This window comes from Amycolatopsis sp. MJM2582 (genome assembly GCF_000754115.1).
Classification (GTDB): domain Bacteria; phylum Actinomycetota; class Actinomycetes; order Mycobacteriales; family Pseudonocardiaceae; genus Amycolatopsis; species Amycolatopsis japonica.
In genome coordinates, this window is the sequence record NZ_JPLW01000004.1 from 410,477 (window position 1) to 425,992 (window position 15,516).

Annotated in this window: 16 protein-coding genes; 11 read left to right on the forward strand and 5 right to left on the reverse strand. The window is 70.2% G+C overall.

The genetic code is table 11. The annotated features are described in order from the left end of the window. Nucleotides 1–204: 204 nt before the first annotated feature. Entirely contained in the window at nt 205–894 is a 690-nt protein-coding gene (locus ED92_RS27240) for a response regulator transcription factor (protein ID WP_037343264.1), read from the forward strand. A gap of 4 nt (nt 895–898) precedes the next feature. After that, nucleotides 899–2,299: a HAMP domain-containing sensor histidine kinase gene (locus ED92_RS27245; protein WP_037343265.1), complete on the forward strand. Its 1,401-nt coding sequence runs from the start codon at nt 899–901 to the stop codon at nt 2,297–2,299. On the opposite strand, the gene ED92_RS27250 is transcribed toward ED92_RS27245, so the two are convergent. After that, nucleotides 2,285–3,199, reverse strand: coding sequence for a TAXI family TRAP transporter solute-binding subunit (locus ED92_RS27250; protein ID WP_125737822.1), 915 nt, complete (start codon nt 3,197–3,199; stop codon nt 2,285–2,287). The genes ED92_RS27245 and ED92_RS27250 overlap by 15 nt on opposite strands. A 49-nt stretch (nt 3,200–3,248) precedes the next feature. Here ED92_RS27250 and miaB point away from each other — a divergent pair, with 49 nt between their 5' ends. Next, on the forward strand, nt 3,249–4,730 hold the full coding sequence (gene miaB / locus ED92_RS27255; RefSeq protein WP_037343270.1) for a tRNA (N6-isopentenyl adenosine(37)-C2)-methylthiotransferase MiaB: 1,482 nt from the start codon (nt 3,249–3,251) through the stop codon (nt 4,728–4,730). Then, complete coding sequence (locus ED92_RS27260) at nt 4,727–5,188, forward strand: hypothetical protein (protein WP_037343272.1); 462 nt, start codon at nt 4,727–4,729, stop codon at nt 5,186–5,188. Before miaB ends, ED92_RS27260 begins: the two co-directional genes overlap by 4 nt. On the opposite strand, the gene ED92_RS27265 is transcribed toward ED92_RS27260, so the two are convergent. After that, nucleotides 5,185–5,637 carry a hypothetical protein gene (locus tag ED92_RS27265; RefSeq protein ID WP_037343275.1) on the reverse strand — a complete coding sequence of 151 codons (453 nt, stop codon included), beginning with the start codon at nt 5,635–5,637 and terminating at the stop codon, nt 5,185–5,187. The two genes, ED92_RS27260 and ED92_RS27265, sit on opposite strands and share 4 nt — an antisense overlap. A gap of 174 nt (nt 5,638–5,811) precedes the next feature. Beyond that, on the reverse strand, nt 5,812–7,125 hold the full coding sequence (locus tag ED92_RS27270) for a DUF349 domain-containing protein (RefSeq protein WP_037343278.1): 1,314 nt from the start codon (nt 7,123–7,125) through the stop codon (nt 5,812–5,814). 235 nt (nt 7,126–7,360) lie between these two features. On the opposite strand from ED92_RS27270, the gene ED92_RS27275 reads away from it, so the two are divergent. From ED92_RS27275 to dapF, 3 genes are read left to right on the forward strand one after another with little or no spacing between them, the layout of a single operon-like run. Continuing rightward, the gene (locus ED92_RS27275; protein WP_037343280.1) at nt 7,361–8,047 is read left to right on the forward strand and encodes a class III extradiol dioxygenase subunit B-like domain-containing protein; all 687 of its coding nucleotides are present in this window, start codon (nt 7,361–7,363) and stop codon (nt 8,045–8,047) included. Continuing rightward, nucleotides 8,044–8,946 carry a tRNA (adenosine(37)-N6)-dimethylallyltransferase MiaA gene (gene miaA, locus ED92_RS27280; RefSeq protein ID WP_152611022.1) on the forward strand — a complete coding sequence of 301 codons (903 nt, stop codon included), beginning with the start codon at nt 8,044–8,046 and terminating at the stop codon, nt 8,944–8,946. Before ED92_RS27275 ends, miaA begins: the two co-directional genes overlap by 4 nt. A gap of 10 nt (nt 8,947–8,956) precedes the next feature. Continuing rightward, on the forward strand, nt 8,957–9,781 hold the full coding sequence (gene dapF / locus ED92_RS27285; RefSeq protein ID WP_081975929.1) for a diaminopimelate epimerase: 825 nt from the start codon (nt 8,957–8,959) through the stop codon (nt 9,779–9,781). On the opposite strand, the gene ED92_RS27290 is transcribed toward dapF, so the two are convergent. Next, nucleotides 9,778–11,022 (reverse strand): MFS transporter, encoded by a 1,245-nt coding sequence (locus tag ED92_RS27290; RefSeq protein ID WP_037343282.1) that lies wholly within the window; start codon nt 11,020–11,022, stop codon nt 9,778–9,780. The genes dapF and ED92_RS27290 overlap by 4 nt on opposite strands. Nucleotides 11,023–11,083: 61 nt before the next feature. Here ED92_RS27290 and ED92_RS27295 point away from each other — a divergent pair, with 61 nt between their 5' ends. The 4 genes from ED92_RS27295 to ED92_RS27310 all read left to right on the forward strand — a co-directional run bounded on the left by ED92_RS27295 (nt 11,084) and on the right by ED92_RS27310 (nt 14,516). Beyond that, a complete protein-coding gene (locus tag ED92_RS27295; RefSeq protein WP_037343284.1) occupies nt 11,084–11,581 on the forward strand; it encodes a transcriptional regulator in 498 nt (165 codons plus the stop codon). Between the two features lie 43 nt (nt 11,582–11,624). Then, nucleotides 11,625–13,058 (forward strand): GTPase HflX, encoded by a 1,434-nt coding sequence (hflX, locus tag ED92_RS27300; RefSeq protein WP_037343286.1) that lies wholly within the window; start codon nt 11,625–11,627, stop codon nt 13,056–13,058. A gap of 81 nt (nt 13,059–13,139) precedes the next feature. After that, nucleotides 13,140–13,391, forward strand: a complete 252-nt coding sequence (locus ED92_RS27305) for a hypothetical protein (protein ID WP_052120894.1) — start codon at nt 13,140–13,142, stop codon at nt 13,389–13,391. Between the two features lie 111 nt (nt 13,392–13,502). Then, nucleotides 13,503–14,516 (forward strand): hypothetical protein, encoded by a 1,014-nt coding sequence (locus ED92_RS27310; RefSeq protein ID WP_037343287.1) that lies wholly within the window; start codon nt 13,503–13,505, stop codon nt 14,514–14,516. A gap of 82 nt (nt 14,517–14,598) precedes the next feature. Here the strand turns inward: ED92_RS27310 and lexA are convergent, their stop codons facing one another. Beyond that, nucleotides 14,599–15,315, reverse strand: a complete 717-nt coding sequence (gene lexA, locus ED92_RS27315; protein ID WP_037343289.1) for a transcriptional repressor LexA — start codon at nt 15,313–15,315, stop codon at nt 14,599–14,601. Nucleotides 15,316–15,516 lie beyond the last annotated feature (201 nt).

Below are 15,516 nucleotides of genomic sequence, written 5' to 3' on the forward strand. Positions count from 1 at the left end.
GCGCTGATCAGCCTAGACAAAGCGGGGGTGCCTCGTAACCGGGGTCACACAAGATCTGTGACGCATCGTGACCATTACCGCGTGCAGCGGGTCCCTCACAGGGCCATCCGGCCCAGCGGTACGGGCAGCGCGAGTGGTGACTCACCCCATAGAGTCGTTCCTCAAGTCGTCGCGGTGCGGGGACGGCGTGAAAGGGAAACACGGGTGCGGGTACTGCTGGTGGAGGACGACGACCGGGTCGCGGGTGCCTTGACGCCCGCGCTGACCCGGCGCGGCCTGACGATCAAACGCCTGGCCTCCGGCGCCGGGGTGCTCGATCTGGTGCACGAGGTCGACGTCGTGCTGCTCGACCTGGGGCTCCCCGATATCGACGGGATCGTGCTGTGCCGCCGGATCCGCGCGGTCAGCGACGTCGCGGTGATCGTCGTTTCGGCGCGGGGCGAGGTCGACGACCGGATCCAGGGACTGCGGTCCGGTGCCGACGACTATCTGGTGAAGCCCTACGACGTCGACGAACTGGTCGCCCGCGTCGAGGCCGTGCGCCGTCGCCGAGGGGAGCGGCCCGCCTCGCCCGAACCGGCGGGCGTCATCCGCGCGGGTGATGTCACCGTCGATATCGGACGCCATGAGGTGCAGGTCGACGGACAGCCCGTTTCGTTGTCCCGCAAGGAATTCCAGGTGCTCGCGCTGGTGGTCACCGCCCGCGGCGCGGTCTGCGCCCGCGACCACGTGCTGAACGAGGTCTGGGGGCATCGCGGCCCCGCGGAGAGCCGGTCGCTCGACGTCCACGTCGCCACCCTGCGGACCAAGCTCGGCAGGCCCGCGCTGATCGAGACCGTCCGCGGCGTCGGGTACCGCCTCGGCGGCGCCTACGGCCCGGCCGAGGAGGGCTGAGCCGGTGCGCGTCCGGCTCCAGGCGATCGTGCTGACGCTGGTCGCGGCGCTCGTGTTCGGCCTCGGCATCCCGCTCTCGCTCAGCGTGGCGGCCAGTGCGCAGCTCGACCTCTTCCTCGACCGGCTCACCGACACCTCCCGGTTCGCGTCGCTGGCCCAGCGCCCGCTGGTGGAGAACCGGCCGGACCTGATCGAGGACGAGCTCCGCCGCTACACCGAGGTCTACGGGGTGCCGGTGGCGATCGTCGACCAGGACGGCGAATCCGTCGCCAGGGGGCCGGGGGAGACGGACGGGATCGACCTCAAGGATCCCGTCATCGCCTCACATCTGCAGCAGGCGCTGGCCGGGCGGCGTTCGGAACCCGGTCCGCTGCTGCTGCCGTGGTCCACCGAGCCGCTGGTGCTGGCCGAGCCGATCCTGATCGACGGCGAGGTGCGGGGCGCGGTGATCACCGTCTCCTCGACGGACAAGGCCCGCACCGCGCTGCTGTGGTGGTGGCTGCTCATCGCGGCGGGCGCGGTGCTGGCGTTCGGGCTCGCGTTGCTGGTCGCGGTGCCGGTGGTGCGCTGGATCCTGCGCCCGGTCCGACGGCTGGACGACGCCACCGGCGAACTGGTCGCCTCCGTGGTCAGCGGCCGCGAGGTCAAACGGGTGGGGGAGACGGGCGGCCCGCCGGAACTGCGGCAGCTCGAACGCTCCTTCGACCGGATGGCCGCCAGCGTCGACGAGGCGTTGTCCGCGCAGCGCGCGTTCGTCGCCGATGCCTCCCACCAGCTGCGGAACCCGTTGACCGCGTTGAAGATCCGGCTCGGCAACCTCGACGGGCACGTCGACGACGACCTGGCCGCGGCCGATCTCGAAGCCGCCCTCGTCGACGCGCGACGGCTCAACCAGATCCTCGACGAGCTCCTTTCGCTGGCCAGGGCCGAATCCTCGGGCGGCGAACTGGTGCCGGTCGGCCTCGACGAGACGGTGGGCGCCCGGGTCGCCGACTGGACCGTCGTCGGCGCGGCACGCGACATCACCCTGGTCGCGTCCGGGCTGGGTGGTGGGCTGAGGGTGCTCACGCCCGCGCGCGGCCTCGAAGTGGTCCTCGACGCGCTGCTGGACAACGCGCTCAAGTTCACCGAGCCGGGGACCGAGGTGCGGGTCGACGTCACCACGGCGGACGGGAAGGTGGACATCGCCGTCCGCGACCACGGCCCCGGCCTGCGCGACGACGAACTGGACCGCGCGGCGGACCGGTTCTGGCGCAGCACCGCGCATCAGAACGTGCCCGGCTCCGGCCTCGGCCTGGCGATCGTCACCGAGATCCTGGCCAGATCGGACGGTTCGCTGCGGCTCGGTTCACCCGAAGGCGGCGGTCTCCAGGTGACCGTGACGCTGCCTCTAATCCTTGAGTGACCGGAAGTAGCGCAGCGCCCCCGGATGCAATGGCAGGGGAGCGGTCTCGATGGCGGGGTGGACGTCGATCGACAACGCCGCGCCCGCCGCCTTGACCAGCTGGTCCCGCGCGTCGAACAGCCCGCGTACCAGCGCCTCGGCGACGTCGTCGCGCATCGACGTGGGCACCACCAGGAAGTTCGGCAGCACGAGCGTGGTCACCGGCGACGGCAGGTTGTAGGCGGTCACCGGGATGGTCGCGGTCCGGTACACCGGGCTGGTGGCCCGCAGCGCGTCCGCGAGGTCGGTGATGTCGAGCAGCCGCAGGCCGACGGTGTGCACCTTCTCGGTGATCGACGGTGTCGGCAGCCCACCCGACCAGATGACGGCGTCGATCTGCCGGTTCTCCAGCGCGGGCAGCGCCTCGGGAAGGCCCAGGTTGCGCCGGTCGATCGCGCCGGTCAGCCCCGACGCCTTCAGCAGCTGCTTCGACAGGAACTCGACCCCCGAGTCCGGCGAGCCGATCGCGACCTTGCGGCCGCGCAACTGCGCGAACGATTTGATCGACGAGTCGGCGCGCACGATGACGTGCAGGTAGTCGTCGTGCACGCGGGCCAGCGCGGCCAGGCCGGGGCTCTTGTCGGCGGCGGCGACGTCGGCGGCCACGAACGCGACGTCGGCCTTCCCCGCCCGCACCCGGTCGACGTTGTCCGGCGAGCCGTGCGTCTCCTGGATCTCGGGTCGCTCGGTGTCCAGCTGAGCGGCCCACGCGTCGGCCAGCGCCTCGGCCAGTTTGTCGTAGACGCCGCCGTTGAGCCCCGCCGCGATCCGCACCTTCGTCCCGGACAGATCGGGTCCGCACCCGGCGACCAGGGCACAGACCACGGCGATCACCACCGCGAGCACTCCTGGTCTCCTCATGAGGGTCGATCGTGCCATGTAACCCCGCCCGCGTACCCTCGAAGGCGAGATGAGCGCGCGCACTTACCAGATCCGCACCTTCGGCTGCCAGATGAACGTGCATGACTCCGAACGTCTTGCCGGGCAGCTCGAGGACGCCGGCTACGTTCCGGGTGACGGCGAGGCCACACCCGACCTGATCGTGTTCAACACCTGCGCGGTGCGGGAGAACGCGGACAACAAGCTGTACGGCACCCTCGGTCATCTGCGCCCGCAGAAGACCGCGAAGCCGGACATGCAGATCGCCGTCGGCGGCTGCCTCGCGCAGAAGGACCGCGGCGAGATCGTCAAACGCGCGCCCTGGGTGGACGTCGTCTTCGGCACACATAACATCGGCTCGCTGCCGACGCTGCTGGAACGCGCGCGGCACAACGCCGAGGCCGAGGTCGAGATCCTCGAATCGCTCGAGACCTTCCCCTCGACGCTCCCGGCGAAGCGCGACTCGGCGTACGCGGGCTGGGTGTCGATTTCGGTCGGCTGCAACAACACCTGCACCTTCTGCATCGTCCCGGCGCTGCGCGGCAAGGAACGCGACCGCCGTCCCGGCGAGATCCTGGCCGAGGTAGAGGCGCTCGTCGCCGAAGGCGTGCTGGAAGTGACCCTGCTCGGCCAGAACGTGAACTCCTACGGCGTCGAATTCGGCGACCGGCTCGCGTTCGGGAAGCTGCTGCGCGCCTGCGGTTCGGTGGACGGGCTGGAGCGCGTCCGGTTCACCTCGCCGCATCCGGCGGCGTTCACCGAGGACGTCATCGACGCGATGGCCGAGACGCCGAACGTGTGCCATCAGCTGCACATGCCGCTGCAGTCCGGTTCGGACCGGGTGCTGCGCGAGATGAAGCGGTCCTACCGTTCGGCGCGCTACCTCAAGCTCCTCGACCGCGTGCGCGAGTCCATGCCCGACGCCGCGATCACCACCGACATCATCGTCGGCTTCCCCGGCGAGACCGAGGAAGACTTCCAGGCGACGCTCGACGTCGTCGCGCAGGCGCGGTTCTCCAGCGCGTTCACCTTCCAGTACTCGATCCGGCCGGGCACGCCCGCCGCCGAGATGGACGGGCAGCTGCCGAAGGAGGTCGTGCAGGAGCGCTACGAGCGGCTCGTGCAACTGCAGAACGACATCTCCTGGGACGAGAACAAGAAGATCGTCGGACGGCGGGTCGAGCTGCTGGTGGCCTCCGGCGAAGGCCGCAAGGACACCGAGACACAACGGATGAGCGGTCGTGCCCGTGACGGCAGGCTCGTCCACTTCACGCCGACGGGGCCGCTCGTGGACCGCCTCGTGCGGCCGGGCGACGTCGTCGAGACCGTGGTGACCTACGGCGCGCCGCACCACCTCGTCGCCGACGGTGACCTGCTGTCGCACCGCCGCACCAAGGCGGGGGACAACTCCGAGGCCGGGCTGCGGCCGAAGACCAACGGCGTGACGCTGGGCCTGCCGGGCTTCGGCGCCCCGGCCGTCACGCCGGAACCGGTGAGCGGGTGTGCGCTGTGACCGAACCGAAGATCGACGAACTCGCCGCCGAGATCGACGAGGTCGGTGCGCGCGCGGCCAAGACGATCGAGCTGGGCAGGCGCGGGTTCTCCATCGCCGTGCTGGTGTTCGTGCTGCTGATCGCGCAGCTGCTGCCCTGGGTCGGCGAGCACGCCGGCTGGGAGGTGCTGCTCGGCCGGGGCGGCGGGATCCCGCAGCTGTTCGCCGCGACGTCCACCGGCATCGGGGTGTTCGTCGGCGCTGTCGCGCTGGTGACCCGGCGCTGGTGGCTGGCCTGGGTCTGCGCCGCGGGCGGCTGGTTCGCCTCCGTCGACGGGATGCTCGCGATCTGGTCCCAGCAGTCCTCGCACGCGACCGGCGCGGCCGGTGGCGGTCCGGGCTTCGGGCTGATCGTCGCCTGGATCGCCACCGTCGCGCTGGCCATCTACTGGATGCGTGCGGCCTTCTCCCGCAGCTAGCCGACCCGCAGGGTGAGGTTGCTGGACGTGTACGCGCTCGCGTAGAGCGTCGTTTCCGGGTGGTAGGCCCGCAGCGTGACCACCGCGCTGAAGGAGAAGCTCAGCTTCAGGGAGAACGTCGAGTTGGGCCGGCAGGTCGTGTCGGCGATGTTCACCCACACGCTGCCCTGAAGCTGCTGCACGATGATCGCTTCGAGGCTTTCCGTCCCGTCGGCGCCCTCCGCGGCTTGCAGCGTTCCTTTGAGGGTGACCTTTTCGTTGACCTTCGCCTCCTTCTTGCTGAGCGAGGCGTCGAGTTTGACCTTCTTCTTGCCCGCTTCGGCGGAGGCCGGGGCCGGTGCCGGGGCGGCCGTCGCCGACGCGGCCGGGGCGAGCCCGGCCACCAGAGCACAACTGATCGCCAGGGCGGCGAACGCCCGGCGTGCTGGGGGAATCAGTGTCTGGTTCATGATCGAAGTCGACCACGGTTGAGCGCGGAGAGCGCCCGAATACGCACGAAGGTGCCAGGCGTCCCTCCACAGTGGAGTGACGCGTGCGCCCGCCCCCGAACGCCATGAAAGGTCCTTTCCTTGCGAAATTCGCAAGGAAAGGACCTTTCATGGCACTACAGAACGCCGAAAGACCTACCGGTCCGCGATGGCCGCTTCCGCCGCCTCGAGCCACTCACGCCACTGCGCGGCCTGCTCGTCCGCCTTCTTCGCGCGCCGCTCGTCGCCCGCCGCACGGGCCTTCGCCGCCTGCGACTCGAACTGCTCGACCCGCTCGCGGAACTGCGCCGCCCTGGCCTGCGCCTCCGGGTCGGTCCGCCGCCACTTGCTGTCCTCGGCCGACTTGATCGCGTCCTGCACGGCCTTCAGCCGCCCGTCCAGCTCGCGGATGCGCTCGCGCGGGACCTTGCCGATCTCGTCCCACTGGTCCTGGATGCGGCGCATGTGCTGCTTCGCCGCCTCCAGGTTCGCGGCGGGGTCGATCTTCTCGGCCTCGACGAGGAGTTCTTCCTTCTGCTGCGCGTTGGTCGCGAACTCGGCGTCCCGCTCGGAGAACACCGCGGACCGCCGGGCGAAGAACTTGTCCTGCGCGGCGCGGAACCGCTGCCAGAGCGCCTCGTCGCTGTCCTTGGGGGCGCGGCCGGCGGCCTTCCACTCGGTCATCAGGTCCTTGTAGCGACCCGCCGTCTCGCCCCAGTCCGACGACTCCGAGAGCGATTCGGCCTCGGCGATCAGCTCTTCCTTGCGGTGCTTGGCGCCCGCGCGCTGCTTGTCGAGCTCGGCGAAATGCGAGCCACGGCGGCGGTTGAACGCCTCACGGGCTTTGGAGAACCGCTTCCACAGCTCGTCGTCGGTCTTGCGGTCGACGCCCTTGACGGTCTTCCACTCGTCCAGGATCGCGCGCAGCCGGTCGCCGGCGGCCTTCCACTGGGTCGACTCGGCGGCGAGCTTCTCGGCCTCGTCGGCGAGGGCCTGCTTGCGGACGACGGCGGCCGCGCGGGCCTCCTCGCGCTCCTGCTTGGCCGAGGCCAGCGCCTTCTCGGCGTGGGCGATGACCTGCTCGATGCGGCCGTTCAGCGCGGCGATGTCGCCGACGACGGCGGCTTCGGCGAGGCCGTCACGCAGCTGTGTCGCCGTCGCCAGCGCGTGCTTCGGGTCGCCCGCGCCGGACTCCAGCCGGGTCTCCAGCAGCTCGACCTCGGTGCGCAGGTCGTCGAAGCGGCGCGCGTAGTGGAGCAGACCCTCGTCCGGGCTCCCGGCCTGCCAGACACCGACCGCGCGTTCGCCGTCGGCCGTGGTGACGTAGACCGTTCCTTCTTCGTCGACCCTGCCCCAAGCGGACGGGCTGGGCTCGGCGGGCGGCACGGGGGGTGCGGGATGCCCGCCACCGAGCGCGTGCGGTACCGGGTGCGGTGCCGGGGTACCGGTGGACGTGTTCTCCTGGGCCATCGCAGGCTCCTTATCGCCTGTACGCCCGCTGGCGCGGGCGCCCCGCCTAGCGGCGGGGCCGGGTAATGCGTTGCCGTCTTGCTTCGGGGGCATCAACCCCTTGCGGCATTCAAGCAGCTCAGCGTCCACCGTGGAACCGGATGAACCACCAGAGGGCAGTGATCCTACTTCCGGAGGACCCTCCGTGTCGGTCGGTTGCGGGTGGTAGGTGGCGGGGAAGGTAACGTCGGCGGCCGTGATCCGCCGTGTCGCCGTGCTCCCGCAACCCCCGCTGCTCATCCCCGAACTGGCCGCCGGAGCGGCGGACGAGTGCGCCGAGCTGCGCGAAGCCTGCCTCGCCGCGGTGAGGCGCCTGACCAGTGCTTCGCCGGACTGGATTGTCATCGGCGCGGCCACCGGCGCCCCCGAGGTGCCGGAACACGCGAGCGGGTCGTTCCGCGGTTTCGGCGTCGACCTCGGCGTCTCACTCAGCCGGGTGACGGCCCCCGAAACCGAGCTGCCGTTGCCCGCGCTCGTCGCCGGCTGGCTTCGTGAACAGGTCGGCGCGTCGTCCGTCCGCGTCCATCTCGTGGATGCCGCCACCCCCTCCGACCAGTGTGAACAGTTCGCCCGCGCGGTGGGCGACCACTCCGCCGTGCTCGTTCTCGGTGACGGTTCGAGCAGGCACGGCCCCCGTTCCCCCGGAGGTGAGGACGCGCGCGCCGAGGATTTCGACGCCGGGGTCCGCGACGCCCTGGCCAAGGCCGACACGGGAGCGCTGGCCGCGCTCGACCCCGCCTTGGCCGCCGAACTCGGGGCCGGTGGCCGCGCGCCCTGGCAGGTCCTCGCCGGTCTGGCGGACGGGGATTGGACCGCCGAGGTCCTCTACTCGGCCGCGCCGTTCGGCGTCGGCTACCACGTCGCGGTCTGGGAACGCGCGTGATCCGGCCAGTCGCGGTCGTCGGGCCCACGGCGACCGGGAAGACCGCGCTGGCGGTCGAACTCGCCCTCACCCTCGGGGGTGAGGTGGTCAACGCGGACGCGTTGCAGCTCTACCGGGGGATGGACATCGGGACGGCGAAGGCGACTGTCGAGGAGCGGCGAGGCGTGCCGCATCACCTGCTCGACGTCCTCGACGTCACCGAGACCGCCTCCGTCGCCGCGTACCAGCGCGATGCGCGTCGGCGGGTCGAGGAACTCCTCGAAGCCGGTCGCGTGCCGATTCTCACCGGCGGGTCGGGGCTGTACGTCCAAGCCGTGCTCGACGATCTCAAGTTCCCAGGTACCGATCCGGACGTGCGCGCCCGGCTGACCGCCGAGACCGACGAACTCGGCGTCGCCGCGATGCACGCCCGGCTCACGGAACTGGACCCCGTCGCCGCCACGGCCATCCTGCCGACCAACGGCCGCCGGATCGTGCGCGCGCTGGAGGTCATCGAGATCACCGGCGAACCGTTCTCGGCGAACCTGCCGAAACCGGGGCCCGCGCGCTACGACACCGTCCTGATCGGCATCGACCGCGAACCGGAGGAGCTCGACATCCGCGTCGACCGCCGCGTGGAGCTGATGTTCGAAGCCGGACTCGTCGACGAGGTCCGGACGTTGCTGGGCCAAGGACTCCGTGACGGGCTCACCGCTTCGAGGGCGCTGGGCTACCAACAGGTGATCGCCGCGCTCGACGGCGACGGCGACTTCCCGGCCGCCTCGGCGGCCACCGCACAGGCCACCCGGAGGTTCGTGCGGAGACAACGTTCCTGGTTCCGGCGGGACAAGCGCATCCGGTGGTTCGACGGCGGTTCGGAGCGGCTGGCCGAGCGCGTCCTCGAAGCGGTGGCCCAGTAATCTTGGGGCCATGGGCGGCATCGAATTCCTCAAGGGACACGGCACACAGAACGATTTCGTGCTGCTTCCCGACCCCGACGGCCGCCTCGAGCTGACCGAAGCGCAGGTGGCCGCGTTGTGCGACCGGCAGCGTGGTCTCGGTGCCGACGGCGTGCTGCGTATCGTGCGCTCGGCGGCTCTGGGTATGGAGTCCGAAGGCGAATGGTTCATGGACTACCGCAACGCCGACGGGTCCATCGCGGAGATGTGCGGCAACGGCGTCCGGGTCTTCGTCCGGTACCTCGTCGATTCCGGGCTCGTGCCCGAACGCGAGTTCGTCATCGGCACCCGCGCCGGTGACCGGCCGGTGCGGATGCACGCCGACGGCTCGGTGACCGTGCAGATGGGACCGGCGGCGATCACCGGCACCTCGGTCACCGTGGTCGCGGGCAAGCCTTTCTCCGGGGTCGCGGTCAACGTCGGCAACCCGCACCTGGTGTCGGTCGTCGACGACGACGTCGACGTGCTCGACCTGCGCGACCAGCCCGACTTCGACTCCGACGTGTTCCCCGACGGCGTGAACCTCGAGTTCATCAACCTGCTGGGCGACAACGCGCTGAAGATGCGCGTCCACGAACGCGGCGTCGGCGAGACGCGGTCCTGCGGCACCGGCACGGTCGCCGCGGTCGCCGCCGCCCTGCACCTCGCGGGTACCGACACCGGTGAGGCGACCGTCGACATCCCCGGCGGCCGCGTGGTGGTCGAGATCCGCCGCGGCGGGTCCACGCTGACCGGGCCGGCGGAGATCGTCGCCCGCGGGGAACTCGACGAGACGTGGTGGGCCGGGCTCGCTTAACCGACCGCGATCGGCTCCTTGGGAAGGTCGCGAAGCTTCCGGATCGGCGAGAACACCACCCACAGCAGCGCGGCCGTCTCGCCGACCGCGACGAACCACAGCGTCCCCCGGATCCCGATCGCCTCGCCCAGCACGCCGCCGATCAGCCCGCCCAGCGGCAGCATCCCCCACACCACGAAGCGCACGCTGGCGTTCATGCGGCCGAGCAGCCGGTCCGGGCAGACGGCCTGCCGGTAGGACACCTGCGCGACGTTGTAGACGATGATCCCGAACCCCGCGATCGCCAGCGCCGCGGGGAACAGCACGATCCGCCAGCCCGGCGCGGCGAGCGGCAGCAGCAGCTGGAACGGCCACGTCAGCAGCGGGACGAACCAGATCGACCGCGCCTGCCCGATCCGCCGGGTGATGCGCCCGGCCAGGATCGCCCCGACGATCCCGCCCACGCCGCCGGTCGCCAGGACGACGCCGACGACCGCCGGTGACAGGCCCAGTTCCCGGTTCAGGAACAGGATCTCCACCGCGGTGAAGGCGCCGTTGAACAGGTTCGCGGTCGCGGTGCAGGCGACGATCGAGCGCAGGGCGGCGTCGGTGAAGACGAACCGCAGTCCCTCCGCGATCTGGGGGAGCAGTTTCGCCTCTTCGTGTTGCTCGGGTACTTCCTCGACGGTGCGGATCCGCAGCAGGCACAGCGCCGAGGTCAGGAAGCCCACGCCGGTCATCAGCACGGCGTTGGCCGCGCCCGCCAGCTGCACGAGCCCGCCGCCGATGCCCGGGCCGGTCAGGAACGCGACCGACTGGCTCGCCTGGAGTTTCGCGTTGCCCTCCAGGAGATGCTCGCGGCCGACCAACGACGGCAGATACGACTGATAGGCGACGTCGAAGAACACCGTCGCGACGCCGACGAGCGTGGCGACGATGATCAGCTGTGTCAGCGACAGGACCCCCGCCCACCAGGCGAGCAGAACGGTGAACAGCAACGCCGCGCGGACGAAGTCGGCCCGCAGCATCAGGACCCGGCGCCGCATCCGGTCGACCCACACCCCGGCGGGCAGCCCGATGATCAGGAACGCGATGGTCTCGGCCGCGGTCAGCAGTCCCATCTGGAACGGCGTCGCGGCCAGCACGGTGGCCGCGAGCAGGGGGATCACGGTGTGGCCGGCGAAAGCACCCACCTGACTGGCCGTGTCACCCGCCCAGAGCCGCCGGAAGTCCGCGTGGAAGAAGAGGGAGTCTCTGCGCACGACGCCACCTTGGCGCCAGTGATTGGAAACTGTCAATCACTAATCGCTCTAGGCTGTCCCGGTGCCCACTCCACGACGCGCCGCCACCGAGGCCGAGATCGCCGCGATGGCCTCCGGAATAAGGCTGCGCATCATCCGGTTGACCTACTCCGAGGCGCTCACCAACAAGGAGCTCGCCGAACGGCTCGATCGCGATCCGGCGACGACGCTGCACCACGTGCGCAAGCTCGTCGACACCGGCTTCCTCGAAGCGCTCCCGCCGCGACGCGGCACGCGCGGTGCGAAAGAAATTCCGTATCGCTCGACCGGGTTGTCATGGCATCTTGATTCCCGCGACAGGGGGATCGATCAGGCGATCTTCGAGGCTTATCTGGCCGAGATCGCCGACGTGGGATTCGACGAGGTGCAGCAGACGCGCCTGGTCGTCCAGGTGCCGGACGAGCAGATCATCGAGTTCGAAACACGGCTGATGGAGCTCGTCGACGACTTCATGTCCCGGCCGGTCGACCCGGAAGCGAAACGCACGGCCATCTACCTGTCGAAGTATCCCAGCAGGTAATGAATTCGGTCCCGCCGCCGAAACGTGGGACCATGGAGGCACGATGACGGAACTGACACACAACGATCTGAACGACATGGACCCTTCGACCGGCGAACTGGAGCTCGAGGACCGCGCCTCGCTCCGCCGGGTAGCGGGCCTGTCCACCGAACTCGCGGATGTCACCGAGGTCGAATACCGGCAGTTGCGCCTGGAGCGCGTCGTTCTGGTCGGTGTGTGGACCGAGGGCAGTGCCCTCCAGTCCGAGGCCTCGCTCGCCGAACTCGCGCGGCTCGCCGAAACGGCGGGCTCCGAGGTGCTGGAAGGCCTGGTGCAGCGGCGGATCCGCCCGGATCCCGCCACCTACATCGGCTCGGGCAAGGTCAAGGAACTGCGGGACATCGTGATGGCCACCGGCGCCGACACGGTGATCTGCGACGGTGAGCTCTCGCCCGGCCAGCTGCGTCAGCTGGAGGAGAAGGTCAAGGTGAAGGTCATCGACCGCACCGCCCTGATCCTCGACATCTTCGCGCAGCACGCTCGCTCCAAGGAGGGCAAGGCGCAGGTCGAGCTGGCCCAGCTGCAGTACCTGATCCCGCGGCTCCGCGGGTGGGGTGCGGCGCTGTCCCGGCAGGCCGGTGGCCGCGCGGGTGGCGCCAACGGTGGTGTGGGTCTGCGTGGTCCCGGTGAGACGAAGCTCGAAACCGACCGCCGCCGGATCAACAAGCGCGTGGCCAAGCTGCGTCGCGAGATCGCCGCGATGGACACCATCCGCGAGACCAAACGCGGTCGCCGGGTGGCCAACGAGGTGCCGAGCGTCGCGATCGTCGGCTACACCAACGCCGGCAAGTCGAGCCTGCTCAACGCGCTGACCGGCGCCGGGGTGCTCGTCGAGGACGCGTTGTTCGCCACGCTGGATCCGACGACCCGGCGGGCGCAGACCCCCGACGGCCGCACCTACACGCTGACCGACACCGTCGGTTTCGTCCGGCACCTGCCGCACCAGCTGGTGGACGCGTTCCGGTCGACGCTGGAGGAGGCGGCGAGCGCCGACCTGCTCGTGCACGTCGTCGACGGCGCCGACCCGACGCCGGAAGAGCAGGTCAACGCGGTGCGCGAAGTGCTCGCCGAGATCACGAAGCGCCGTTCCGAGCCGCTCCCGCCGGAGCTGCTGGTGATCAACAAGGCCGACGCCGCCGACGAGGTGTCGCTGGCCCGGTTGCGGCACCAGCTGGCCGGTTCGGTGCAGGTGTCGGCGCGGACCGGCACCGGGATCACGGAGCTGGCCGAGGTGATCGCGGAGCGGCTGCCGAGGCCGGAGGTCGTGGTCGAGGTGCTGATCCCGTACTCGCGGGGCGAGCTCGTCTCCCGCGCCCACGCCGACGGCGAGGTGCTGGAGGAAGAGCACGTCGAGACCGGTACCCGGCTGGTCGTCCGCGGCAGGCCCGAGCTGGCCGCGGCGCTGAGCGACTTCCAGACGAACGGTTCGGCTCTGTAGGCAAGTACGTGAAGGCCCCCTTCACTGCGCAAGACGCAGTGAAGGGGGCCTTCACGTCCCTTCGACGCTGGTGGTGGATTCGTGACCGTGCCGACCCGCGCTGAGGTCCGTGAAGTGCTGCAGGCTCTCGTCGACGGTGCGATCACGCCTGCACAAGCCGACGACTGGGCGCGTCCCTGGCTCGTCGACGACCGCTTCCCAGTAGAGGACGAACTGGTCCGGCAGGCACTCGACCGGTTGTTCGGCGCCGACCTGATGACTTCACCGTCGAGTCACTTGCATGGCCCGGTCGACTTCCAGGTATGGCTGGAGGAGTTCGACAGTCAGCGCTGAAAGTGGCCTTCGCGACATTCCGCCCCATCTCGGCGTCCGCACCGAACTGCGCGCCGTCCCGGACGTCTCCGTAGTGTGGGGCTTCAGGGGTTCCACGGTACGGAGGTGGATGTGCGGGGGATTGTCGCGGCGACGGTCGTGCTGGCGGCGTTCATCGGCGGGACGGCTCCCGCCCTGGCGCAGGAGGTCCCGGCTCCGCAGCCGGTGTGCAAGAACAGCGACTCCCGGCTCAGCGAGCTTTCCGGGCTGGTTTCCGACGGCGAGCACCTGTACGCCCTCAACGACGGCGGCACCAAGACCCAGGTCTTCGTCCTCGGCCGCGACTGCAAGGTCCAAAAAGTCATCTCTGCGCCCACGGACCCGTACGACCCCGAAGACCTCGCCCGTACCGCGGACGGCACCTTCTGGCTATCCGACACCGGCGACAACCGCAAGCGGCGGGACACGGTCGCGCTGATCTCGCTGACGCCGCAAGGCAAAGCGACGCTGCACCGGCTCACGTACCCCGACGGGCAGCACGACGTCGAGGCGTTGATCATGGACCGCTCCGGCACGCCGTACCTGATCACCAAGGACGTCTTCGGCGACGCGAAGGTGTACCGGCCGACAGGGCCGCTCGCCAGTCCCGGGCCGACCCCGCTGGAGAGTGTGGGGTCACTGCAGATCAAGGAGACCTCGACCCCCGGCGGGCCCGTCGGGTCGATCGGTTCGATGACCGTCACCGGCGCGGCGTCGATGGCGGACGGCTCGGTGGTCGCGTTGCGCACCTACACCGACGCCTACCTCTACGCCGTCACCGACGGGGATCTCAAGAGCGCGCTGCAGCGCGAGCCCGTGCGGGTACCCCTGCCGAACGAGAAGCAGGGGGAGGCGATCGCCTTCGATCCGGACGGGACGCTGCTGTCCGGCGGGGAGGGCGTCGGCGAACAGATCCGGGCGGTGAAGGGCGCGGCTGCCCTCGCCGTGGACGCGGCGAAATCCGAGGGCAGCACGTCGGGCGGGACCTCCGCGGCCGGTGGCACGGGCCAGGGGTCCGACTTCCCGTACGTGCAGGTCGGTATCGCCGCGGTCGTCGTGATCGGCGGCCTTCTCCTGGTCGGCAGGCTGCGCAAGCGGCGTGCTTGACCGGGAAGCGAAAGAGCTGCCGAAGCTGCCGAGCCTGACCCGGGTCGGCTGACCCGGGATCCCGGCGTGCTCCGGCTTGGGGCTACAGCCTGCGAAGAACGGCGACGACCTTGCCGAGAATCGTGGCGTCGTCACCCGGGATGGGCTCGTACGCCTCGTTGTGCGGCATCAGCCAGATGTGGCCGTCCTTGCGCTTGAACGTCTTGACCGTCGCTTCGCCGTCGATCATCGCCGCCACGATCTCGCCAGGGTCCGCCGTGGGCTGCTGGCGCACGACGACCCAGTCGCCATCGGTGATGGCGGCGTCGACCATCGAGTCGCCGGTGACGCTGAGCAGGAACAGTTCGCCCTCGCCGACGATCTCCCTCGGCAACGGGAAGACGTCTTCGATCGCCTGCTCCGCCAGCACCGGGCCACCGGCCGCGATCCGGCCGACGAGCGGCACGTACGCGGCCTTCGCGGCCGACTGCGGCTGCTCGACGTCGATGCCCATCGGGTTGTCGTCCGTCGTGGCGAGCACACCCACCGCGCGCGGGCGGTTCGGGTCGCGTCGCAGATAACCCTTGCGCTGCAGGGCCTGCAACTGGTGCGACACCGACGAGGTGGAGGTCAGCCCGACCGCCTCGCCGATCTCACGCACACTCGGCGGGTAGCCGAACCGGCTCACCCACAGTTTGATCACGTCGAGCACCTGCTGCTGCCGCACGGTCAGGGTCTCGTCCACCTCGTAGACCTCGGGCAAGGCGCGCACCTTGCCCGAGCCCCTAGGCGCGTTCCCCGCCTTGCTCTCCTTAGCCACCGTCTCGCTCCTTCATCTCCTGCGTCGCCTCCCAGTACGTCCGGTCGCCCGGACCGACTTCGCGTGTTTTCGCCGGTGGCGGACGATCTTCCCCGCCCACGGCACCGGCGGCGTCCGCGCAGCAGACGCCCTGGTCAACGACGTTAGCCCGCCGGGACGACGATTTCAAACATCTGTTCGATGGACACGCCGTGTCGCTCG